General features: G+C 65.5%; 18 protein-coding genes and 1 pseudogene. 9 read left to right on the top strand and 10 right to left on the bottom strand.

Annotated features, from left to right (window positions below; translation table 11 throughout):
- The first annotated feature begins 88 nt into the window (after window positions 1-88).
- The 3 genes from aceA (at window position 89) to FHT09_RS18885 (ending at window position 5,416) form a co-directional block, all read left to right on the top strand.
- Window positions 89-1,384 carry an isocitrate lyase gene (gene aceA / locus FHT09_RS18895; RefSeq protein ID WP_104606893.1) on the top strand — a complete coding sequence of 432 codons (1,296 nt, stop codon included), beginning with the start codon at window positions 89-91 and terminating at the stop codon, window positions 1,382-1,384.
- Between the two features lie 291 nt (window positions 1,385-1,675).
- The gene (locus FHT09_RS18890) at window positions 1,676-2,752 is read left to right on the top strand and encodes a GGDEF domain-containing protein (protein WP_104606894.1); all 1,077 of its coding nucleotides are present in this window, start codon (window positions 1,676-1,678) and stop codon (window positions 2,750-2,752) included.
- Window positions 2,753-2,755: 3 nt separating this feature from the next.
- Window positions 2,756-5,416: a putative peptide modification system cyclase gene (locus FHT09_RS18885; protein WP_104606895.1), complete on the top strand. Its 2,661-nt coding sequence runs from the start codon at window positions 2,756-2,758 to the stop codon at window positions 5,414-5,416.
- Here the strand turns inward: FHT09_RS18885 and FHT09_RS18880 are convergent.
- The gene (locus FHT09_RS18880) at window positions 5,356-5,694 is read right to left on the bottom strand and encodes an NHLP-related RiPP peptide (protein WP_104606896.1); all 339 of its coding nucleotides are present in this window, start codon (window positions 5,692-5,694) and stop codon (window positions 5,356-5,358) included. The two genes, FHT09_RS18885 and FHT09_RS18880, sit on opposite strands and share 61 nt — an antisense overlap.
- A 95-nt stretch (window positions 5,695-5,789) precedes the next feature.
- On the opposite strand from FHT09_RS18880, the gene FHT09_RS18875 reads away from it, so the two are divergent.
- Entirely contained in the window at window positions 5,790-6,998 is a 1,209-nt protein-coding gene (locus tag FHT09_RS18875; protein WP_104606897.1) for a putative peptide maturation dehydrogenase, read from the top strand.
- Between the two features lie 150 nt (window positions 6,999-7,148).
- On the opposite strand, the pseudogene FHT09_RS18870 reads toward FHT09_RS18875, so the two are convergent.
- The 4 genes and pseudogenes from FHT09_RS18870 to FHT09_RS18855 all read right to left on the bottom strand — a co-directional run.
- Window positions 7,149-7,783, bottom strand: a pseudogene (locus FHT09_RS18870) (prolyl oligopeptidase family serine peptidase); the annotation flags it as partial.
- A gap of 166 nt (window positions 7,784-7,949) precedes the next feature.
- Window positions 7,950-9,977, bottom strand: a complete 2,028-nt coding sequence (locus FHT09_RS18865; protein WP_104606898.1) for an acetyl/propionyl/methylcrotonyl-CoA carboxylase subunit alpha — start codon at window positions 9,975-9,977, stop codon at window positions 7,950-7,952.
- Window positions 9,978-10,219: 242 nt separating this feature from the next.
- Window positions 10,220-11,830, bottom strand: a complete 1,611-nt coding sequence (locus tag FHT09_RS18860; protein ID WP_104606899.1) for a carboxyl transferase domain-containing protein — start codon at window positions 11,828-11,830, stop codon at window positions 10,220-10,222.
- Between the two features lie 10 nt (window positions 11,831-11,840).
- Window positions 11,841-13,004: an isovaleryl-CoA dehydrogenase gene (locus tag FHT09_RS18855; RefSeq protein WP_104606900.1), complete on the bottom strand. Its 1,164-nt coding sequence runs from the start codon at window positions 13,002-13,004 to the stop codon at window positions 11,841-11,843.
- A gap of 128 nt (window positions 13,005-13,132) precedes the next feature.
- Between FHT09_RS18855 and FHT09_RS18850 the strand changes: the two genes are divergently transcribed.
- From FHT09_RS18850 to FHT09_RS18840, 3 genes are all read left to right on the top strand, one after another.
- Window positions 13,133-13,753, top strand: coding sequence for a TetR/AcrR family transcriptional regulator (locus FHT09_RS18850; RefSeq protein WP_047124546.1), 621 nt, complete (start codon window positions 13,133-13,135; stop codon window positions 13,751-13,753).
- A gap of 86 nt (window positions 13,754-13,839) precedes the next feature.
- Window positions 13,840-14,214, top strand: coding sequence for a hypothetical protein (locus FHT09_RS18845; protein WP_047124547.1), 375 nt, complete (start codon window positions 13,840-13,842; stop codon window positions 14,212-14,214).
- Window positions 14,211-14,738 (top strand): RES family NAD+ phosphorylase, encoded by a 528-nt coding sequence (locus tag FHT09_RS18840; RefSeq protein WP_047124548.1) that lies wholly within the window; start codon window positions 14,211-14,213, stop codon window positions 14,736-14,738. Before FHT09_RS18845 ends, FHT09_RS18840 begins: the two co-directional genes overlap by 4 nt.
- Window positions 14,739-14,747: 9 nt before the next feature.
- Here FHT09_RS18840 and FHT09_RS18835 read toward each other — a convergent pair whose 3' ends face one another.
- The 4 genes from FHT09_RS18835 to FHT09_RS18820 are packed head-to-tail and all read right to left on the bottom strand — an operon-like array spanning window position 14,748 to window position 17,674.
- Window positions 14,748-15,083, bottom strand: coding sequence for a DUF3325 domain-containing protein (locus tag FHT09_RS18835; RefSeq protein ID WP_047124549.1), 336 nt, complete (start codon window positions 15,081-15,083; stop codon window positions 14,748-14,750).
- Window positions 15,080-16,696, bottom strand: coding sequence for a PepSY-associated TM helix domain-containing protein (locus FHT09_RS18830; protein ID WP_104606901.1), 1,617 nt, complete (start codon window positions 16,694-16,696; stop codon window positions 15,080-15,082). The genes FHT09_RS18835 and FHT09_RS18830 overlap by 4 nt, the downstream gene beginning before the upstream one ends.
- Complete coding sequence (locus tag FHT09_RS18825) at window positions 16,693-17,004, bottom strand: DUF3649 domain-containing protein (RefSeq protein ID WP_104606902.1); 312 nt, start codon at window positions 17,002-17,004, stop codon at window positions 16,693-16,695. Before FHT09_RS18825 ends, FHT09_RS18830 begins: the two co-directional genes overlap by 4 nt.
- Before the next feature lie 25 nt (window positions 17,005-17,029).
- Window positions 17,030-17,674 (bottom strand): DUF4198 domain-containing protein, encoded by a 645-nt coding sequence (locus tag FHT09_RS18820; RefSeq protein ID WP_104606903.1) that lies wholly within the window; start codon window positions 17,672-17,674, stop codon window positions 17,030-17,032.
- Between the two features lie 282 nt (window positions 17,675-17,956).
- Here FHT09_RS18820 and FHT09_RS18815 point away from each other — a divergent pair, with 282 nt between their 5' ends.
- Both FHT09_RS18815 and FHT09_RS18810 read left to right on the top strand, forming a co-directional pair.
- Entirely contained in the window at window positions 17,957-18,475 is a 519-nt protein-coding gene (locus FHT09_RS18815; RefSeq protein WP_104606904.1) for a c-type cytochrome, read from the top strand.
- Window positions 18,476-18,871: 396 nt separating this feature from the next.
- Window positions 18,872-20,590, top strand: a complete 1,719-nt coding sequence (locus FHT09_RS18810) for an ExeM/NucH family extracellular endonuclease (protein ID WP_104606905.1) — start codon at window positions 18,872-18,874, stop codon at window positions 20,588-20,590.
- 4 nt (window positions 20,591-20,594) lie between these two features.
- Here FHT09_RS18810 and FHT09_RS18805 read toward each other — a convergent pair whose 3' ends face one another.
- A complete protein-coding gene (locus FHT09_RS18805) occupies window positions 20,595-20,981 on the bottom strand; it encodes a MerC family mercury resistance protein (RefSeq protein WP_104606906.1) in 387 nt (128 codons plus the stop codon).
- Between the last annotated feature and the right edge of the window lie 36 nt (window positions 20,982-21,017).

The raw sequence follows: 21,017 nt of genomic DNA, 5'->3' as shown, positions 1-21,017 counted from the left end.
CAACGACGGCCTTGCCATGCCCGGCGCGCCTCTGATGCGCCATTCCTTCCTCGTTGCATCCGTCGTATCCCTGCCAGGAGAACGCACCATGAGCAGCACACTGCAGACCGCCGAACAGATCCAGCAAGACTGGGCCAGCAATCCGCGCTGGGCCGGCATCACCCGCAACTACACCGCCGCCGACGTGGTGCGCTTGCGCGGCACCGTGCATGTCGAGCATTCGCTGGCGCGGCTGGGCGCGGACAAGTTGTGGAACGCGTTGCACGCCACGCCGTTCGTCAATGCGCTGGGCGCGTTGACCGGCAACCAGGCGATGCAGCAGGTCAAGGCCGGTTTGAAGGCGATCTACCTGTCCGGCTGGCAGGTCGCCGCCGATGCGAACCTGGCCGGGCAGATGTATCCGGACCAATCGCTGTATCCGGCCGACTCGGTGCCGGCGGTGGTCAAGCGCATCAACAACACCTTGTTGCGCGCCGATCAACTGCATCACGCCGAAGGCAACGACGACATCGACTTCCTGCAGCCGATCGTGGCCGATGCCGAGGCCGGGTTCGGCGGCGTGCTCAACGCCTTCGAGCTGATGAAGGCGATGATCGAAGCCGGCGCCGCCGGCGTGCACTTCGAAGATCAGCTGGCATCGGTGAAGAAATGCGGACACATGGGTGGCAAGGTGCTGGTGCCCACCCGCGAGGCGATCGAAAAGTTGAATGCCGCGCGTCTGGCTGCCGATGTGCTGGGCGTGCCCACGCTGCTGATCGCACGCACCGACGCCGAGGCGGCCGATCTGATCACCAGCGATGTGGATGCCAACGATCAGCCGTTCACCACCGGGCAGCGCACCGTCGAAGGCTTCTTCAAGACCCGCAACGGGCTGGATCAGGCGATCAGCCGCGGGCTGGCCTACGCTCCATATGCGGATCTGATCTGGTGCGAAACCGGCAAGCCGGATCTGGAATTTGCGCGTGCCTTCGCGCAAGCCATCCATGCGAAATTCCCGGGCAAATTGCTGGCCTACAACTGCTCGCCGAGCTTCAACTGGAAGAAGAACCTGGACGACGCCACCATCGCCAGATTCCAGACCGAGTTGGCGAGCTATGGCTATAAATTCCAGTTCATCACCCTGGCCGGCTTCCACGCTCTGAACTACGGCATGTTCAACCTGGCGCATGGCTACGCACGCCGCCAGATGAGTGCCTTCGTCGAGTTGCAGCAGGCAGAGTTCGCGGCGGCCGAGATGGGCTTTACCGCGGTCAAGCATCAACGCGAGGTGGGCACCGGCTATTTCGACGCGGTGACACAGGCCATCCAGCAGGGCCAGTCGTCCACCACCGCGCTGCGAGGCTCGACCGAGGAAGAGCAGTTTCACGGCGAAAAGGCGGCGTAACGCTGCGTCGCGAACGCTCGTCAGCTGGCTGCGGGATGGATCGGAGCATGTGGTTTTGCCCGCCGGCAAGTCTGCGCCAGCACCGTAGAACAGCGCCGGCCTCGCGCGCGGCGCCATGCGCTACTGCAGGAAGGGAGCAAGGGGCTTGGGCAACCGAGCCCTCACTTTTTTGCAAATACCCGTCATTTCGTCTCAAGTTAAATGAGATAGAATGTGACCTGGTGCTGAACAAAACGCTCCTGTACGATGCTAGGGCAGGCCGGCGCTGCAGGTCGGTCTAAGGGAATTTGGATGACGTGCCATAACACTGCCGGCGCAGTGGAGCCGACGGGGAGCGTTGCAAAGACGCTGTCGGACGGGCTGCATGCGCTGATGACTGCCGAAGAGCTGGCGTTTTTCGCCCGCTTTGGCCGTGCTCGCGAATTGGCTGCCGGCCAGGCGCTGTTCGAGCGCGGGGCGGTGGGCACGCAGATGTTCATCGTGGTCAGTGGCCAGGTCGATCTGGATTTCGGCGAAGACCTGATGCTCAAGCACCTGGGCCCGGGCGAATTCTTCGGCGAACTTGGCCTGCTGATCGGCGACCATGCGCGCAGTGCCGGCGCCAGTGCATCCGCCGACACCCGTCTGATCGAACTGGCGCATGAAGACTTCCAGCGCCTGGTCGACCGCAATCCGTCGATGGTGGCGCATTTTCTGCGCCGCTCCATCGTGCGCGTGGTCAACAACGAGCAGTTGCTGATCCGCCAGTTGCGCCGGCGCAATCACGACCTGGAAGCGGCGCTGGACAACCTCTACGTCACCTCGCACCAGCTCAACCACACCGAAGAACTCAGCCGCACCGACGAGCTCACCGGCCTGCACAACCGTCGCGGCCTCGCCCTGCATCTGCAGGAATGCCGACGCGCCGGCCGCGTGCCCGGGGTGGGCCTGATCCTGATCGACTGCGACCGCTTCAAGCGCATCAACGACGAATTCGGTCATCTGGCTGGCGACCGCGTGTTGCAGAACGTCGCCCATGCACTGCGTTCGGTCATCGCCGACGGCGACCTCGCCTGCCGGCTCGGCGGCGACGAATTCTGCGTGCTGGTCGCACTGGGCACCCAGGAGCTGCTGCATCACATCGGCGAATGCATCGTACGCGCGGTGGAGGCGCGCCTGGGCAATGGCCAGGGCGAGCAGGGCTGCTCGGTCAGCGTGGGTCTGTGCATGATCGACGCCGACGCGGCATGGAACGATTGGTACACGCTGGCCGACAGCGCGCTGTACGAGGCAAAGCGACAGGGCGGCAACGTGCTGTGCATGCATGAAACGCTGGTGTCGGGCGTCACACAGCCATCCGGCAACCCAACCACGTCGGACAATCGCTGAGCAATGAGCGCTCGCGCCCACGCACGCAAGGATGCGTCGTTGGAAGCGATCCAGGCGCCGCGCTTGCGTACCTTGCTGCTGACCGACCTGTGCGATTCGACCGCGCTGGTCGAACGCATTGGTGATAACGCCGCCGCCGCGCTGTTTCGCGAGCACGATCGGCTGGTCGTCAAACTGCAGCAGCAGTGGCGTGGCCGCCTGATCGACCGCTCGGATGGATTGCTGCTGCTGTTCGATCGCCCCATCGACGGTCTGGGCTTTGCACTGGATTACGCCCGCGGCCTCAAGGCGATGGGCGATGCCCGCGCGCTGACGCTGTGCGCGCGCCAGGGGCTGCACGTCGGCGAAGTGCTGACCTGGCGCAACAGCGACGAAGCGGTCAGCATCGGCGCCAAACCGCTCGAAGTCGAAGGCCTGGCCAAGCCCACCGCCGCACGCCTGATGTCGATGGCGCGGCCCGGGCAGATCCTGTTGTCGGCAGTGGCCGAGTCGTTGACCCATCGCGCCGCACGCGAACTGGGCGACCGCGGCGACCGCATCCTGTGGAAATCCCACGGCCGCTGGCGCTTCAAGGGCGTGCCCACGCCGATGGAGATCTATGAGGTTGGCGAAGTCGGCCTGACGCCGTTGCGCACGCCGAAGAATTCGGCAAAGGCCTGGCGCGATGTTCCGCTGTGGCGACGGCCTGCGGCACTGTTGGCGGAAACCGCCTTGGTCGTCGCGGTGTGCGTGTCGGTGTGGTTTTTCACCCGTTCCGAGCCAGCCATTGCGTTCTCCGAACGTGGGTGGGTGGTGGTCGGGGATCTACGTAATCTCACCGGCAATACATTGCTCGACAGTTCGCTCGACCAGGCGCTGCGCATCAGTCTGGAGCAGTCGCGCTACGTCAATGTCCTGAGTGATATGAAAGTGCGCGAAACCATGGCCCGGATGAAGCGCGATCCGGATCGCGTGATCGTCGATCGCGCCATCGCCTCGGAGGTGGCGCTGCGCGATGGTGCAAGCGCTGTGCTGCTGCCGACCGTCGCGGAGATCGGCGGCAAGCTCCGTTTCGGCGTTGAATTGGTGGATCCGCGGACCCAGACCACTGTCTACTCGGAGTTTGTGCAAGGCGATGGATTGCCATCGGCACTGTCCTCGGTGGATCAGGTTGCCCGCAAGCTCAGGCAGGGCCTGGGTGAGGTGGTGGCGTCGATCGACAAGAATTCTGTGCCGTTACCCGCAGTGACCACGTCCAGCCTGGATGCGCTGCGGGCTTATGCCCTGGGGGTCGACGCAACGGCGAAAGGCCAATGGAAAGAAGGGCTGGAACTGTTCGAGCGCGCGGTGGCCATCGATCCGGAATTTGCGCTCGCGTATCTGGGGGCGGCACGCATCAAGGTGGCGGTCTCTGATCGCCGTGGTGCGCTTCCGTACCTGGAGAAGGCAATTCGTTTCCGTCAGCGTCTGCCTGAGCGTGATCAGTTGTATATGGATGCATGGGCAGCGGAGCTGCTAGCACCCGACAAGGCATTGACGTTGTGGAGAACGCTGGCCTCGCTCTACCCGGACAATTTTGCCGGCACCGCGAACGCATCGTGGCACCTGTTCGTTGCCAATCGTTTTGCCGACGCGTTGCCATACGCGCAGGCGGCCGATGTCCCGCAAGACCCGCTGCGCGCGATCGCGACCGATCGGGTTGGACGCATTCTGCTGGCTCAGGGAAAGGCCGAAGCGGCGCTGCAGCACTTTTCCATTCCCGGTGATGCCGATCGCGCCGGCCCGCTGCGGCGCCAGGCGAACGCGCTGGCGGTGTTGAATCGCCATGTCGAAGCGAAGCAAACGCTCGACAGGATCGTCGAGCAAGGCTACGCCAACGACGATGTGGTGCCATTGATCGATCGCACCAGCATCGCAATTGATCAGGCCGACTGGACCGCTGCGCGCGCTGCGATCGCCCAAGGTTTGGCGCGCAGCAAGCAAGGCGACGATTTCAACCATCGGCAATTCTCGGTCATTGCGGTGACGACCGATGCGTTGGTCGATCCATCCATGGCGACGGCGGCAGCGCTCAAGCCGACGTTCGATCGGCTGGTGTCTGCGGTCATTGACGATGGATCGGCAACGGTAAACCTGCAGGACAATGCCGCGATGGTGCTGATCCTCGCAAGCCAGGCGCAGCGGAGCGGCGATGACAGCCTCACCGCCCGCGCACTTGCGGCGATCAAGCCGGCGCTTGTGCATGAAACGCCGGTGCTTGCCGACCTGCGCGCCATTGTCGAAGCCCAGCAGCTGGCGCTGTCGGGCGACCGTGAGGCAGCCATCGCACGCCTGCCGGTCAGCGACGGCGATCTTTTTCTGGCGCGCGTGACGCTCTACACGCTACTGCACGAGAGCGGTCGGCACGCTGAGGCGTTGCAACAGGCACGTTGGCTGCTTCTCCATCGCGGGCGTGCTTACATCGAAGCAAATGCGTCGCAAACGCTGCAGCCGCTCAATGTTGCCGATGCGCGTCTGGCCCAGCTCTGGATGGCCGAATCGCTGCACGCACTCGGCCGTACCCAGGAGGCGCGCGAACAGGCGCAGGCGTTTGCGCGCGCCTGGCCTCTACCGAGTCTGCCTGCTTATTTACGCAGCAGGGTGGAACGCATGCTGTCCGACTCGAAGGCGAAGATCACGGTGTGATTGGCCTTTTCGGTCAGGTAGCTCCGCAGCTCGGCGCGAGCCGCTGCAATGTCCTGCTTGGATGCGAGCTGATTGGTGTTCATGCAGTAATAAGCCTCTCCTGCGCTAGGGACGGCGTTGTCCGCACTCACGCCAGGTGCACCGATCTGGGCAAGCGCCTGCGCCGGATTGCATTGAAAGCAGTCGCGGAAATCGTCGTCGGTTGCCAGTAGCTCCAGCAGCTTGTCTGCTGTGGATGCATCAAACGGAAGATGGGTGTTATTGGCTGCGTCTGTCATGGTGTGGCTTGCCTGGAGAGTGAGGGAATGCGCTGTCGTATGACGTGAGACCTGACACAATATCGACCGTATTCATGCGTCCTTGAGATGTTCCTATGCAAATTCGTCGCTGTACCACGCTATTTTTTGAACTGCGCGACGATTCGGTGTTTGATCTTGCACGATTGCTTGCCGGTGGCGATGGCCTGCGTCGCCGCACACGCTGGTTGGCGCTCGCGCCTCATCTTGATGCAGACGTGGAGGTTTCAAAGGACGAGCGCGAATGGCTGGGCGAGTTGAGTTCCTCGCGCTGGCATTCCATCGATCAGGTGCATCCGTGGCCAATCTGGGCGGAGCGTCTAATCGAGCAAGGTCTTGTGATCAGCGACCAACCACAACATGTTCAGCACCGCCGCAACGACGAGTGCGTGCAGCAGCAGCGCTGGTGGCCATTGGCCGCGTTATGGCACCGATCGGCGCGCTGGAGCGGCGAAGACAGCGTGGCCACCATGGAAGCGCATGGCCTGACAACTGCAGAAGGCATGGTAGGCCGGCTGGGCGCACCCCCGGCAGAGATCGTAGACCGAGGCAAGGGCGGCGTGGAGGCGCGCATTGCCTTGCCGCGATCAACCCCGGGCACATTCGATGAGCTGCTGTCGCGTCGCGTCACCTGTCGCAATTTCGATACGCAGCGTCTGCTGTCACCCATCTTGCTCGGCCAGATGCTTGAGCGCAGCGTCATGGCAAGCGCGCGCATCGAAGTGGGGCACGACACCGCATTCTTGAAGAAGCCGGTACCGTCGGGGGGCAGTCTCCATCCCACCGAAACCTATCTGCTGGTCCAACGTGTCGAGGGAATGACGAGCGGTCTCTATCACTATCGCCCTGTCGATCATGCATTGCAGCCATTGCAGTCGCCACCGCAGCCGCTGGTGGACTTTGCGCGTCGTGCTGTGTCCGGGCAGCACTGGTTTGCCGATGCGCCGGTGCTGGTGATCCTGGTACCGCGGTTTCTACGCAGTTTCTGGAAGTATCGGAACCATGCCAAGGCCTACCGCGCGATGATTCTGGATGTCGGCCATATCGCGCAGACGCTTTATCTGAGCGCAACCGACCTGGGGCTGGGAGCGTTTGTCACCTCGGCAATCAACGAGGTGGATATCGAACAGGCGCTTGGCCTGGACGGCCTCCAGGACGGACCACTGGCCATCTGCGGATTCGGTTGGCGTGGCGAGGAGATGAACAATACCGAGCTGGATCCCGGTGGCGCAGTGTGGTCGTCTGGTCGTGACCCAGCGGCGGGCAAGGACATCGGACCCCATTAGCGAGAGACCATCACACATCGCTCGATCTGGATCGCTTGGCGAGGGGAATCAAGCGTACCGGTTCGTTGAAGCACCTCGGTCCAACCGTCAGCGCTCTTCGTTGTAGGCGAGCGCTGACGTAGATCCAAAGCAAGCACTTCGCAAATAGCGTTACCGCCGAATCGCCTGCGCATGGGTCTTCAACGCATCGCGTAGACCGTTCACCTTGTCGGCGCCTTCCGGCACGTGATGCTGGAGCCGGTCAGGTCGTTGCCGATCGGTTGCACGCGGCCGCCCAGGCATTGGTCCAGGAAACCCTCGGTCACCGCGTTGAAGGCCGTGCTGTTTTCCGGGCGGCGGAAGCCGTGGCCTTCGTCCGGGAACAGCACGTAGGTGACCGGAATGTTCTTGGCCTTCATCGCGTTGACGATCTGGCCGCTCTCGGCCTGTTTGACGCGCGGGTCGTTGGCGCCCTGGCCGATCAGTCGCGGCTTGCTGATCTTGTCGACAGGGCTGAGCGGGGAGCGCTCGGTCAGCCACTGCTTGCCGGCCTCGGTGGGCGGGTCGCCCATGCGTTGGGTCAGCTGCTTGTAGAAGCTGGCCCAGTACGGCGGCACGGTGCCGAGCAAAGTGTTGAGATTGGCCGGGCCGACGATGTCCACGCCGCATTTGAACGCGTCCGGGGTGAAGGTCAGGCAGACCAGCATGCCGTAGCCGCCGTAGCCGCCGTAGCTGCCGCGCGCCCACGGGCCACCATGCACAAACAGCACCAGCGGCAGCGGCAGCGGCACCGGCTTGTCGGCCTTGTCGGTGGTGGGCGCGGCGTTGTCGCTGCAGGCGGACAGTGCTCGAAACAAAGCAGGCGTTGCATGGACGTCTCCGGTCTGGGGCACGGCGACTCCAGCCGCTTTCCCCACGCTAGGGCCAAGGCCGGCCGCTGCGGACGTGCCGTTGGTCAGCGGCCAGGCGCCGCTACGCAGACGCGGACACAAATTCCACCAGCGCGGCACCCTCGGCGACCAGCTCGCCTTCGGCCACCAGGTACGCCGCGACGGTGCCGTCGCTGGGTGCATGCAAGGTGTGCTCCATCTTCATCGCTTCGAGCACCACCAGGGCCTGCCCGCGAGTGACGGACTGCCCCACCGGGACGACCAGCGACACGATGCGGCCCGGCATCGGTGCGGTCAGGCCACCAGTGTCGTGCGCAGGCTGATCGGCTTCGAGCAGCGCATCATGGTGGCGGAATGTCGCGCGCTGCGTGGCATCGCGCAATGTCAGTGTATCGCCGTCGCGCAGGACCTGCATGCGCCATTGCCGGCCATCCATTTCCACGCGCAGTGCATCGTCCTGCAGGTGGTAGCGCAGTGTGCGGGTGTCGCCCGCAACCGTGACCTGCCAGCCATCGCCAAGCGGTCGCACGCCGAACTGGCGGCGTTCGCCTGCGGCCTCCAGCGTCAGGGTGTGCGCCGCATGCGCGCCGATGCGCCAGCCATCGGTGTGCTGCCATGGCGAAAACGGGTCGGCCGGATCGGCGGCCGCCTTCGGCAATGTTGCGGCGATCAACGCCGCCGCCAGGCACCACCAGGCGTTGGCCGGACTGACTGCCTCGGCAAACAACACGGCCTGCTCGCGTTCGATCAGCGCGGTATCCAGATCGGCAGACGCAAACGACACCGTGCCGATCAGGCGCGCAAGGAACGCGCTGTTGGTGGTGACGCCCACCGCATGGAATTGCGCCAGCGCCTCGCGCATGCGTGCCAGTACGGCAGGGCGATCCACATCCCATACGATCAGCTTGGCGATCATGGGGTCGTAGTAGGGGCTGATGCAGTCGCCCTGCTCCACGCCGGCATCGATCCGCACATGCGCGCCGGGTGCGGGAAACTGCAGCTGCCGCAACGTGCCGGTCGACGGCAGAAAGCCGCGTTCGGCATCTTCGGCGTACAGGCGCGCTTCCAGCGCGTGGCCATGGATGCGCAGGTCCTGCTGACGCAGCGGCAACGGCTCGCCCGCGGCGACATGCAATTGCCACTCGACCAGATCGGTGCCGGTGATCAACTCGGTCACCGGGTGCTCGACCTGCAGGCGGGTGTTCATTTCCATGAAATAGAAATCACCATCCGGGCCGGCGATGAATTCCACCGTGCCGGCGCCGACATAACCCACGGCGCGCGCGGCATCCACGGCGGCCTTGCCCATTGCGGCGCGGCGTTGTTCGCTCATGCCGGGAGCAGGCGCTTCCTCCAGCACTTTCTGATGCCGGCGTTGCACCGAACAATCGCGCTCGAACAGATGGACGACCTCGCCCCGGGTATCGCCAAATACCTGAATCTCGATATGGCGCGGGCGCTCGACGTACTTTTCCACCAGCACCTGCGCATTGCCGAAGGCCGACTGCGCCTCGCGCTGGCAGCTGGCCAATGCCTCTTCGAATGCCGCGCTGGCATCCACCCGGCGCATGCCCTTGCCGCCGCCGCCGGCGCTGGCCTTGATCAGCACCGGATAGCCGATCGCATCGGCCTGCGCGCGCAGGAAGGCCGGCGCCTGTTCGTCGCCGTGGTAGCCCGGTGTCAGTGGCACGCCGGCGCGCTGCATCAGCGCCTTGGCTGCACTCTTGTCGCCCATCGCGCGGATGGCTGCCGCCGGTGGGCCGATGAACACGATGCCGGCCTGCGCGCAGGCATCGGCAAACGCGGCGTTTTCGGACAGGAAGCCATAGCCGGGATGGATCGCCTGCGCCCCGCTTGCGCGTGCCGCTTCCAGGATCGCATCGCCACGCAGATAACTCTGTTGCGCCGGTGCGGCGCCGATATGGATCGCTTCATCGGCCAGCCGCACATGCCGCGCGCCGCGGTCGGCATCGGAATACACCGCTACGGTCGCGATGCCGAGCTTGCGACAGGTGGCGATGACGCGACAGGCGATCTCGCCGCGATTGGCGATCAGGATCTTGTCGAAATAGGGCGGCCTTGCTGTGGTGGTGAGTTCGCGCTGGGTCATGACCAAGTTCTCTGTACGCCGCCATGGTGGCGGGCACTGCGATGAAGATACGGATGCATGGATTGCGCGGTACACGGTGCGATGGCAGCTGACACCACTGTGCCCTGATGCGATTCGCTGCTCGAAGCAGGCAACGCGAGCGTCCTCATGCAATGCTCCAGACAACACGCAACAGCCTGCTTGCAGATGCATGTGCACTGCAAGACAGTGAAGCGCAGCACGTGCAAACGGGCATCACCACCTCACATCCGGAACACGCCAAAGCGCGTCGTCTCGATCGGCGCATTCAATGCGGCCGACAGTCCGAGCCCCAGCGCGCGGCGGGTATCGGCCGGGTCGATGATGCCGTCGTCCCACAAGCGTGCACTGGCGTAATACGGATGCCCCTGCTGCTCGAACTGCGCACGGATCGGTGCCTTGAACGCATCTTCCTCTTCGCCCGACCAGGCGCCACCCTTGGCTTCGATGCCGTCGCGGCGCACGGTGGCCAATACGCTGGCGGCCTGCTCGCCGCCCATCACGCCGATGCGCGCATTCGGCCACATCCACAGGAAGTTCGGCGAATACGCGCGGCCGCACATGCCGTAATTGCCGGCACCGAACGAACCGCCGATCACCACGGTGAACTTGGGCACCTTGGCACAGGCCACCGCCATCACCAGCTTGGCGCCGTCCTTGGCGATGCCGCCATGTTCGTACTTGCGCCCGACCATGAAGCCGGTGATGTTCTGCAGGAATACCAGCGGAACGCCGCGCTGCGTGCACAGCTCGATGAAGTGCGCGCCCTTGAGCGCGGACTCGGAGAACAGGATGCCGTTGTTGGCGATGATGCCCACCGGGTAGCCATGCAGATGCGCAAAGCCGGTGACCAGGGTGCTGCCGTAGCGCGGCTTGAATTCGTCCAGCTGCGAGTCGTCGACGATGCGGGCGATCACCTCGCGCACATCGAAGGGCTTGCGCGTATCGGCGGGAATCACGCCATACAGTTCGTCGGCGGCGTAGCGCGGCGACAGCGGTGCCTGCAGCGCCAGCGATGCAGCCGGCTTGCGCCAGTTGAGCTGCGCGATGATGGCGCGCACGCGTGCCAGGGCCTGCAGATCGTTGTCGGCAACGTGGTCGGCCACGCCGGAGATGCGCGTATGCACATCCGCACCGCCGAGTTCTTCGGCACTGACCTCTTCGCCGGTGGCCGCCTTGACCAGTGGTGGGCCGCCGAGAAAGATCGTGCCCTGTTCGCGCACGATCACCGTTTCATCGCTCATCGCCGGCACGTAGGCACCACCAGCGGTGCACGAGCCCATCACGCAGGCGATCTGCGGGATGCCGTTGGCCGAGAGGTTGGCCTGGTTGTAGAAGATGCGCCCGAAGTGGTCGCGGTCTGGAAACACTTCATCCTGCAGCGGCAGGAACGCGCCGCCTGAATCGACCAGGTAGATGCACGGCAAGCGGTTCTGCTGCGCGATTTCCTGCGCGCGCAGATGCTTTTTCACCGTCATCGGGTAATAGGTGCCGCCCTTGACGGTGGCATCGTTGGCCACGATCACGCATTCCACCCCGGACACGCGCCCGATGCCGGCCACCACACCGGCGCAGGGCACCTGATCGTCGTACATGCCATGCGCCGCCAATGGCGCGATCTCCAGCAGGGCGCTGCCCGGATCCAGCAAGGCATCGATACGCTCGCGTACCAGCAACTTGCCGCGTGCGCTGTGCTTGGCACGCGCGGCGGCGCTGCCACCCAGCGCGGTCTGCGCCAGCGTGCGGCGCAAATCCTCGACCACGGTGCGCATCGCTGCGGCGTTATGTTGGAAGCTCTCGCCGCTGATCTGCAGCTGGCTGGTGATCACGCTCATGGTGGCTCCGTCAGGCGGTGCGTTCGAACAGCTCGCGGCCGATCAGCATGCGTCGGATCTCCGAGGTGCCCGCGCCGATCTCGTACAGCTTGGCATCGCGCCACAGGCGCCCGGTGGGGTAGTCGTTGATGTAGCCGTTGCCGCCCAGCACCTGGATCGCCTGGCCGGTGAGCCAGGTCGCTTTTTCGGCGGCGTAGAGAATCGCGCCGGCCGCATCCTGGCGCGTGGTCAGCCCGGCATCGCAGGCGCGCGCCACCGCATACACATACGCGCGGCAGGCGTTGAGCCCGACGTACATGTCGGCCAGCTTGGCCTGCATCAACTGGAAGGTGCCGATCGGCTCGCCGAACTGCTTGCGCTCGTGCACGTACGGCAGCACCACATCCATCGCCGCGGCCATCAAGCCCAACGGGCCACCGGCCAGCACCACACGTTCGAAATCCAGCCCGGACATCAGCACGCGCACGCCACCGTTGAGCGTGCCCAGCACGTTCTCGGCCGGCACGTCGCAATCGGTGAACACCAGCTCGCAGGTGTTGGAGCCGCGCATGCCCAGCTTGTCGAGCTTCTGCGCGGTGGAGAACCCCTTCATGCCCTTTTCGACGATGAAGGCGGTGATGCCGCGTGCGCCGGCATCCGGGTCGGTCTTGGCGTACACCACCAGCACATCGGCATCGGGGCCGTTGGTGATCCACATCTTGCTGCCGTTGAGCACGTAGCGGTCGCCGCGCGCCTCGGCGCGCAGCTTCATCGACACCACATCCGAGCCGGCGCCGGCCTCGCTCATCGCCAGCGCGCCGACATGCTCGCCGGTGCACAGCCTGGGCAGGTAGCGCTGTTTCTGTTCCGGCGTGGCGTTCTTGCGCAGCTGGTTGAGGCATAGATTGGAATGCGCGCCGTACGACAGGCCGATGGCCCCGCCGGCCCGCGAGATCTCTTCCATCGCCACCACATGTGCCAGGTAGCCCATGCCGCTGCCGCCGTACTCTTCTTCCACGGTCAACCCGAGCAGGCCTTGCTCACCGAACAGGCGCCACAATTGGGCGGGGAAGACATTGTCCTGATCGGCCGCGGCCGCGAGCGGGGCAATATGGTGGCTGGCGAAGGCCGCCACGCTTTCGCGCAGCAGATCGATGTCTTCGCCAAGCGCAAAATTCAGGGACGGCACGTGCATGGAGCGACTCCGCAGGGATCGGGATGTGCCGGGTGGGAGCGGGCAGGCCGCACGGCGTTTGTAAGCAGCCTAGCGGTCCGCAATGAAAAAGTGAACTAAAATTCAACTATTGAACCCAGAATCACACCATGGCTTATCGACGCTCCGCCCTGATGGAAGAACGCCTGGCCGGCAATCGCGAACGCATCCTGCATGCGGCCCGCGCCCTGATTGCCGAAGGCGGCTATCGCAATGCCCCGGTGACCGCCGTCGCCGCTGCCGCCGGCGTGTCGACCGGGCAGATTTACCGACACTTCCCGTCCAAGGCAGAGCTCTTCGTGGAAGTTCTCAACGCGGCAATACAGCGCGAGATGACCATCCTGCGCGCCATCGCCACTACCCAGGCCAGCGCTGCTGAGCGCCTGCGCAATGCGATCGCGACCTTCGTGCGGCGCGCGCTGGCCGGCCCCGCGTTGGCATATGCCTTCATCGCCGAGCCGGTGGAAAGCGAAGTGGATGCCGAGCGCATCCGTGGCCGACGCTTGTTCGGCGAAGTGTTCCGCCAGCTGCTTGCTGAAGGCGTGGCGGCCGGCGAGTTCCCGCAGCAGTCGCTGGACGCGGCGGCGGCCTGCATCGTCGGCGCCTTCACCGAGGCGCTGGTGGGGCCGATCGCCCCCAGGCGTGGCGACCCGCAGCAGGGCGAGCAACTGGTCGAGGCGATCTGCGGGTTCTGCCTGCGCGCGGTGGGAGCGCACCAGCCGACGGGCTGACAGTGCACTGACTGAGCGCCTAACTGGGCTGTATGAATTCTTCTTACTGTGCATATAATGTGCACTCGTCCTGCTGGAGTCGTGCGATGGTCGCCGTTCTCAATCCCCTGGCCCTGACCGAACGCCTGCGCGTGCCCGATCGCACCATCCTGTCGCCCACGGCCATGGCCGGCCTGCTGGATCTGTCGCAGCAGGAGCTGGCCGAGCTGGCCGGCGTGCATCGCAACAGCCTGCGGGTGCATCCGGAAAGCCCGCGCGTGCAGGACTTGCTACGCAACCTGTCGCGCCTGCTGGTGGCGATGACGCAGGTCCAGCCGGACGAACGCCAGGTGGTGTTCCACCTCAAGAACACCCCGATCCCCGCGTTCGAATTCGCCACCTTGCTGGAAGTGGTCAAACAGGGCCGTACCGACGATGCGCTGACCTATCTGCGCACCGTGGCCTCGGGGGCCGCCGGTTGAAGCTGAGCGCCCCGGCGCGCTGCACGCTGTATCGCGCCTTCACTCCGCGCTGGGCCGCCGAACCGCTGAGCGGCGCCGGTGCGGCGCGCTCGGGCGGGCGCTTCAATCGTTTCGGGCAGCCGGCGCTGTATCTGTCGCTGCAGCTGGAAACCGCTGCTGCCGAATACGCGCAGGCCGCGCTGTTCCTGCCGCCATTGACCCTGGTCAGTTACGCCGCCGACCTGCCGGCGTTGGCCGATCTGCGCCTGCTCGATGCCAGCTGGGATCCGCTCTGGGCCGATTGGACCGAGGACTGGCGCAAGGCCCTGGTCAACAAGATCGAACCGGTGAGCTGGGTGCTCGGCGACATGCTGCGCGAGGCGGAGATCCCCGGCGTGATCTTTCCCAGCATGGCCTTGCCGCAGGGCATCAACGTGGTGCTGTTTGTGGACATGCTGCAGCCCGAACACGTGCTGCATGTGTTCGACGATGGCCGCCTGCCGCGCGACGGGCGCAGCTGGGGCGATCCGCCGATTGAGGCGTAACGACGTCCTTCAACCCACCAACAGCTGCAGCGCACCCGCCAGCACCGGCGCGGCCACAGCCGTCGGCAGAATCAATCCACGCCGATACGGCAGCAGCCCCAGCGACAGCAACGCGGCAGCGCCGGTCAATGTGCCCAGCCACAACACCGGACCGATGCCCCAGCCTTGCGCGCGTACCGCCAGGCCGAAGGTGAGCAGCAACAGCAGCCAACCCAGCACGCGCAGTTGCCGCGAACGCGCGGCACCCAGCGTGCGGCCACGTACGTCCTGCTGATGCTTGTCCATCGCCAGGCACAGCGCGGCGAATCCGGAAAAATTCAGCGCCAGCAACAGCCACACGCTCATGCGCTTTCCTGCATCGGCACACTGCCTTGCGCAGGCGCGGCGGCAGTGGCGCGCGCGCGTCGTGCCGACGCCGGTTGCGGTGCCTTCCAGTGTTGCAAGCGCCACCCCGCCATTCCCAGAGACACGCCAAGGAACAGGCAGACCAGATCGACCCCGGCCAGCGTCCATTGCCCGGCCGGCAAGGTCACGCCCAGATGCACATCGGTGGTGATCGCATTGACCACCGGCACCAACGCGAACAAGCCCGCACCCAGATACAGCTGCCAGCTCCACATCGCGCGCCGTGGCCACACGAATGCTGCCAGCAATGCAGTAGCCCATGCGGCGAAGAACAGATTGGCCTCCATTGCCGCGCGCGCTTCCAGGCTCACCGGCAACAAGCGGTTGGCCCAGAAGAAACTGGCAAAGGCGATCGGCAGGCCGGCGACCGTGCCGATGTTGAGCGCATCCACCAACCGCAGCCCGAAGCCGATGCGCCCGGCCTTCAGATGTTTGGGGCGTTCCTTCACTGCCCACATCACCACGCCGCTGGCCACCATCAGGCAACCGAGCAAGCCGGAACCGAAGAACAGCGCGCGCATCCATGGCCCGGCGAAGTGGGCGATATGCAGGCCCACCATCACCCCACGCGTCTGGCTGGCACCGCCCGGCGGCCCGCTGCGCTGCAGGCGCTGTCCATTGATCGCATCGAACAGGATCGACGGCGCATCGGTGGAGAGATTGTCGGCCAACTGGGTGACGCCGACCGCCGCGTGCGCGTCGTTGGGAAGCGACACCGCCACGTTGCCAACCTCGCCGCCGCGCCAGTCGCTGCGCGCACGCGCCACCAATTGTTCCAGCGGCAGCATGCGCGCCAGCGTGCCAGAGGCGCTTCGCGTATCGGCCACCCGGTTGGCGGCCTCTTCGTAGAAACGCATTTCGTTGTCGGAGTACTGCGCCTTGATGCCCCACGGCAGGTACATGAACATCAAGGTCACGATGCCGGTGTAGGTGATCATCGCGTGGTACGGCAACGCGGTCACCGCGCTGACATTGTGGAAATCCAGCCACGAGCGCAGGCCCTTGCCCGGGCGAAAGGTGAAGAAGTCCTTGAAGATCTTCTTGTGCGTGATCACGCCGCTGATGATCGCCACCAGCATGAACATCGCGCAGAAACCGACGATATAGCGCGACCACATCACCGGCAGATAATGCAGATCGAAATGCAGCCGGTAGAAGAATTCGCCGCCCAGGGTGTCGCGTGCGGCGATCTCCTTGCCGGTGGCCGGGTCGATGATGGCGTTGCCGTACATCTGGCGGCGGCTGGCCGGTTTGCCATCGGCTGGCGCAGGGTTTTGCCAGTACATGCTGACTACCGGATTGCGCGTGTCCGGCAAGGTGATGTTCCAGCTCTGCGCATCGGCTGCATGCGTCTGCAGATACTGCTCGGCACTGCGCAGCGCGGTTGCGTTGCTCACCGTGGTGGTGGGCAATTCCGGGCGCATCCAGCGGCTGATTTCGTCGCGGTAATAACTCGCCGTACCGCCCATGAAGATCAACAACAGCACCCAGCCGACCAGCAGCCCGGTCCAGGTGTGCAGCCACGCCATCGACTGGCGGAATCCCTGCTTCATGCCACGCCCCGTTGCAGCCATGCAGCCAGTGCGAACATCAGCGCCGCCGGCACCGCGATGCCGGCCCAGGCGCGCCACACGCTGGCGGTGGCGAAGGCCCATAGCGGCGCGCAGGCGCACACCACGATGCCGACCAGCATGCTGGTCAACACCGCCTCGCTGCGTGGCAGGGGCAGGACCAGCGCCAGCAGCAGATTGGTGGCACTGGCGAGTGCATAGCCGCCGAACATCGCCGCCAGCGTGCGCGCAAGCACGCCCAGCCAGGGACGCCTGAACCAGGGAAGCGGCAGGGACGGTGCGGTAGACATCGGATCAGCCAGGCGTGTGGCCGACTTACTCGGCCAGGAAGGTCAACGTGCTGATGTGATGGATCATCGATACCTGCTTGCCGGCGATCTCACGCTTCACCGGCTCCTTGTTGGTGGCAACCAGGATGTGCCGGCCGGCGCGCAGCTTGGGCAGGGTCACCTGGCCCTTGGCATCGGAGGTCAGCGTCTTCTGCCACTTCTGCGGGTCGATCACCGTCACCTCGACCTTGGGCAGTGGCTTGTTGCGATAGAGCACGGTCAGCGTGTTGCTGTCGGCGGCGGTGGGCACCAGTTCGAAATCGAGCTTGGCCGAGGGCGTGGCGCGCCCGGCGCGTGCGTAGTAGCTCACCGTCTCGAAGCCGCCGGCCTCGCCCTTCCACGGCTCGAATACGCTGTCGTCGCTCAGCCAGGCATCGCCGGTGCCGGACAACGGCGCGGTGAGGAAGGCGCTGCCGCGCTGCAGGGCGCCAGCCTTGCCGGCGCTGCCGAACACGGTCGGCTTGACCAGGCGCTTGATCTCGTCTTCGCCGTGATCCAGGGCTTCCTGCGCCGGCTCGCCGAAGTAGATGCGCACCGGGCCGCTGCCGTCGCGCTCGATCCAGATCTCGTGGGCCTGGGCAGACAGACTGATGCTGGCCAAGGCCAGGCAGGACAGCAGGAAGGACTTCATCGCGGCGACTCCTCGTCAGCGGGACCGGGCGAGGCGAGGACCGCATCACCGTGGATTGATGGGAATGATACGCAATTCCGTCCAGCCAGACCAACGTCTCATGCGGCATTGCGGCAATTCATCGGCGGCTGCAGACGGTGCATGCGCGCAAGACCCATAGCGCGCCAGGGCGCAGCGCACACCGCTGCAATCACTGTCATGCACAGTGGCCAGACGGGCGCAAACTGTGCTCTATACTCCGGCGCTAGCAGAGGTCTTCGACCAACAGCCAGGGGTGAGCGCGTGCGGAATTACGACCTCGAGTTCCTGAAGAAATTCTCGATGGTGATCGGCCTACTGGTGGTGATCACCCTGGGCCTGATTGCCCTGGCAGCCTATTTGCAACGCGCCATTCCCGACGAAGTCTCGCCCACCGCGGCCAAGCGCGTGCAGCAACGCATCGCCCCGGCCGGCGCGGTCTATGCCGGCACCACCGGCGCGTCCGCACAGGCCGCAGCCCAGGCGGCAGCGCTGGCCAAGGCCGCCTCGCAGTCTGCCTATGGCGGCAGCACCGACGGCAAGACCATCTTCGACAACCTGTGCACCGCCTGCCACACCACCGGCGTGGGCAAGGCGCCGACGCTGGACCATGCGCATTGGGACGCGCGTATCGCCCAGGGCAAGGACACCTTGTACAAGCACGCGATCGAGGGCTATACCGGCCCGGACGGCGGCATCATGCCGCCCAAGGGCGGCAACCCGGCGTTGACCGAAGAGCAGGTGCGGGCCACGGTCGACTGGATGCTGGGCAACCTGAAGTAAGCACCTGAAGCAGCAGCAAGCACTCGCAACAAGCGGCTGATGCAAGCGGTCGGTGTGCGGCCAGGTGGTAGCGCCTGCCGTGCGCGGGCGCGTCGATCTGGTCAATCGCGAGGCTTGCGCGCGCTGGAGCACGCTTTGCTTTTGTAGGGTGGCAGGCATTGCGCGAGCGCTTGCACTCGCTGCACGACGTGTTTGTACGACGACGTCAGCCTCGGGCGGCCACGTCAGCGCCATCGCTTCGGGGAATGTACGCAGTTGCCGGCACCTGCGCACGGCCACGAGATCCATGCAGCAACTGGTCGCCACTCGCAACGTTTTGCTAGCCTGTCGCGGTTCTCACGCACCGCCTTTCGGGGTGGCGCGTGCATGTGGTCTACGTCCTTCTGGAGTGTGTCGATGTCGCGTTGCTCGCTGGTTGTGCTCGGTGTGATCGGTCTGTTGGCGCCACTGCTGGGCAGTGCCGCCGAGGGCGCGCCGCAACGTCTGTCGATCGCCGACGTGCAGGGCGAAGACACCCGTAGCCCCCACGACGGCCGTGTGGTCGACGTCGAGGGCATCGTCACCGCCGATACGCGTGCCGGCCTGGCGGGTCTGTTCGTGCAGCAGCCCGGCTTCGAGCCGCGGCGCTCGCACGGCCTGTTCGTCACCGGTGCCGGCAATGCCGAGGTGGCGGTGGGCGACCGCGTGCGCATCGTCGGCACCGTGCGCGAGGCATCGGCAGGTGGCGAGGCGAGCCTGACCACGGTGGATGCCAGCAGCATCGAGCGACTGGCCAGCGGCCAGCCGGTGCCGGTGCGCATGCTCAGCGGGCCGCCGGCCAACTGGGAAGCGCTGGAAGGCGAGCACGTACGCATCGCCGCGTTGACGCTCAATGGCAGCGATCGCCTGGACACCTATGGCGAGTTGGTCGCCGCGTTCGGCGGGCGCTTGTGGCAGCCAAGCGACGTGGCCGCCGCCGGTACCCCGGCCTTCGCGCAGGTGGAGGCCGACAATGCCCGTCGCCAGGTATTGCTGGACGACGCACGCAATGGCCGCAGCCCCAAGACGGTGGCCTATCTGCCGGCCGATCCGGTACTACGCAGTGGCAGCCTGCTCAAGTCGGTCGACGGTATCGTCGACCAGCGCTACGACGGCAACTACCGCATCCAGGTCCTGAGTCCGTTGACGCTGCCGGCCATGCCGACCGCGGTGGCGCCGCAGGTGGGCGGCGATCTGCGTATCGCTTCGTTCAATCTGGAGAACTTCTTCAACGGCAATGGCCGCGGCGGCGGCTTTCCGACCAAGCGCGGCGCGAGCACGCACGAACAGTTCCAGGCGCAGCTGACCAAGCTGGTGTCCACCATCGTGCCGCTACGTGCCGATGTGGCCGCGTTGATGGAGCTGGAAAACGACGGCAATGGCGCCGATGCGGCGGTGGCGCAACTGGTCGCCGCGCTCAACGCGGGCGACAAGGACAAGGACTGGCAGTTCGTCGACACCGGCAGCGGCCCGGGCGACGACGCGATCCGGGTCGGCATCGTGTACCGCAGTTCGCAGGTCACTCCGGTCGGCAAGCCGGCCACGCTGACCGGCGGGCCGTTCGACAGCCACAGCCGGGTGCCGCTGGCGCAGGCGTTTCGCAGCACCCGCGGGGCGACCTTCGTGGTGGTCGCCAATCACTTCAAGTCCAAGGGCTGCGGCAGTGCCAGCGGCGCCGATGCCGACCAGCGCGACGGCCAGGCCTGCTGGAACGCGACCCGCACCGAATCGGCCAAGCGCCTGCACCAGTGGCTGCAGACCGACCCCACCGGCGCGCAGACCAGGCTGGCCGTGCTGCTGGGCGATTTCAATGCCTACGCGATGGAAACCCCGATGCGCAGCCTGCGTGCCAGCGGCTGGCAGGACGCCTTTGCGGTGGCTGGTGTCAAGCAGCCCTACAGCTACGTCTACGATGGCATGAGCGGGCGGCTGGACCACGCCCTGCTCAGCCCGGCGATGGCCAAGCAACTGCGCGGCGCGGTGGAATGGCATATCAACGCCGATGTCATGGACGACGCCGGCTATGCCAAGCGCAACCTGCCCGGCCCGTGGCGCAGTTCCGACCACGACCCGGTGCTGCTGGGTTTTTCGCTATAGCGCGCTATCTGGCGCACCTCCCGGCGCGGCGGCGCAGCCGCAGGTTGAGCAGGTGCGTGCCGGCCAGCAGCAGGCTGCCGGTCACCGTGATCGGGGTTTCCCAGCTGCCGTCGGCAACCCCGCTGGCGCCCAGCACCAGGCCGGCCAGGCCGAAGACCGCCAGCGCCCACACCGGCGCGGGCAGCGCATGCCGGCGATGGCTGCTCCGCAACGCGTAGCCGCTCAGCGGCACGGCAGCCGCGGCAAACACCACATGCACCCATTCGGCTTGGCTCCAGGCACCCAGTAGCGGCAATGTGGCGGCCAGTAATGGCAGGGCCAGGCAGTGCAGCAGGCACAGGCTGGATAAGGCGATGGCCGAGTTGTCCAGCACGGAAGCGGTAACGCGCATCGGGGGGTGTCCTGTCGAGCGAGTGTTATATAGTAA

Origin of the sequence: Xanthomonas sp. CFBP 8152 (assembly GCF_014199025.1) — a bacterium.
GTDB classification, from domain to species: Bacteria; Pseudomonadota; Gammaproteobacteria; order Xanthomonadales; family Xanthomonadaceae; genus Xanthomonas; species Xanthomonas arboricola_B.
The sequence above is the reverse complement of the archived record's forward strand: the minus strand, read 5'-3'. Positions and strand labels throughout refer to the sequence as shown.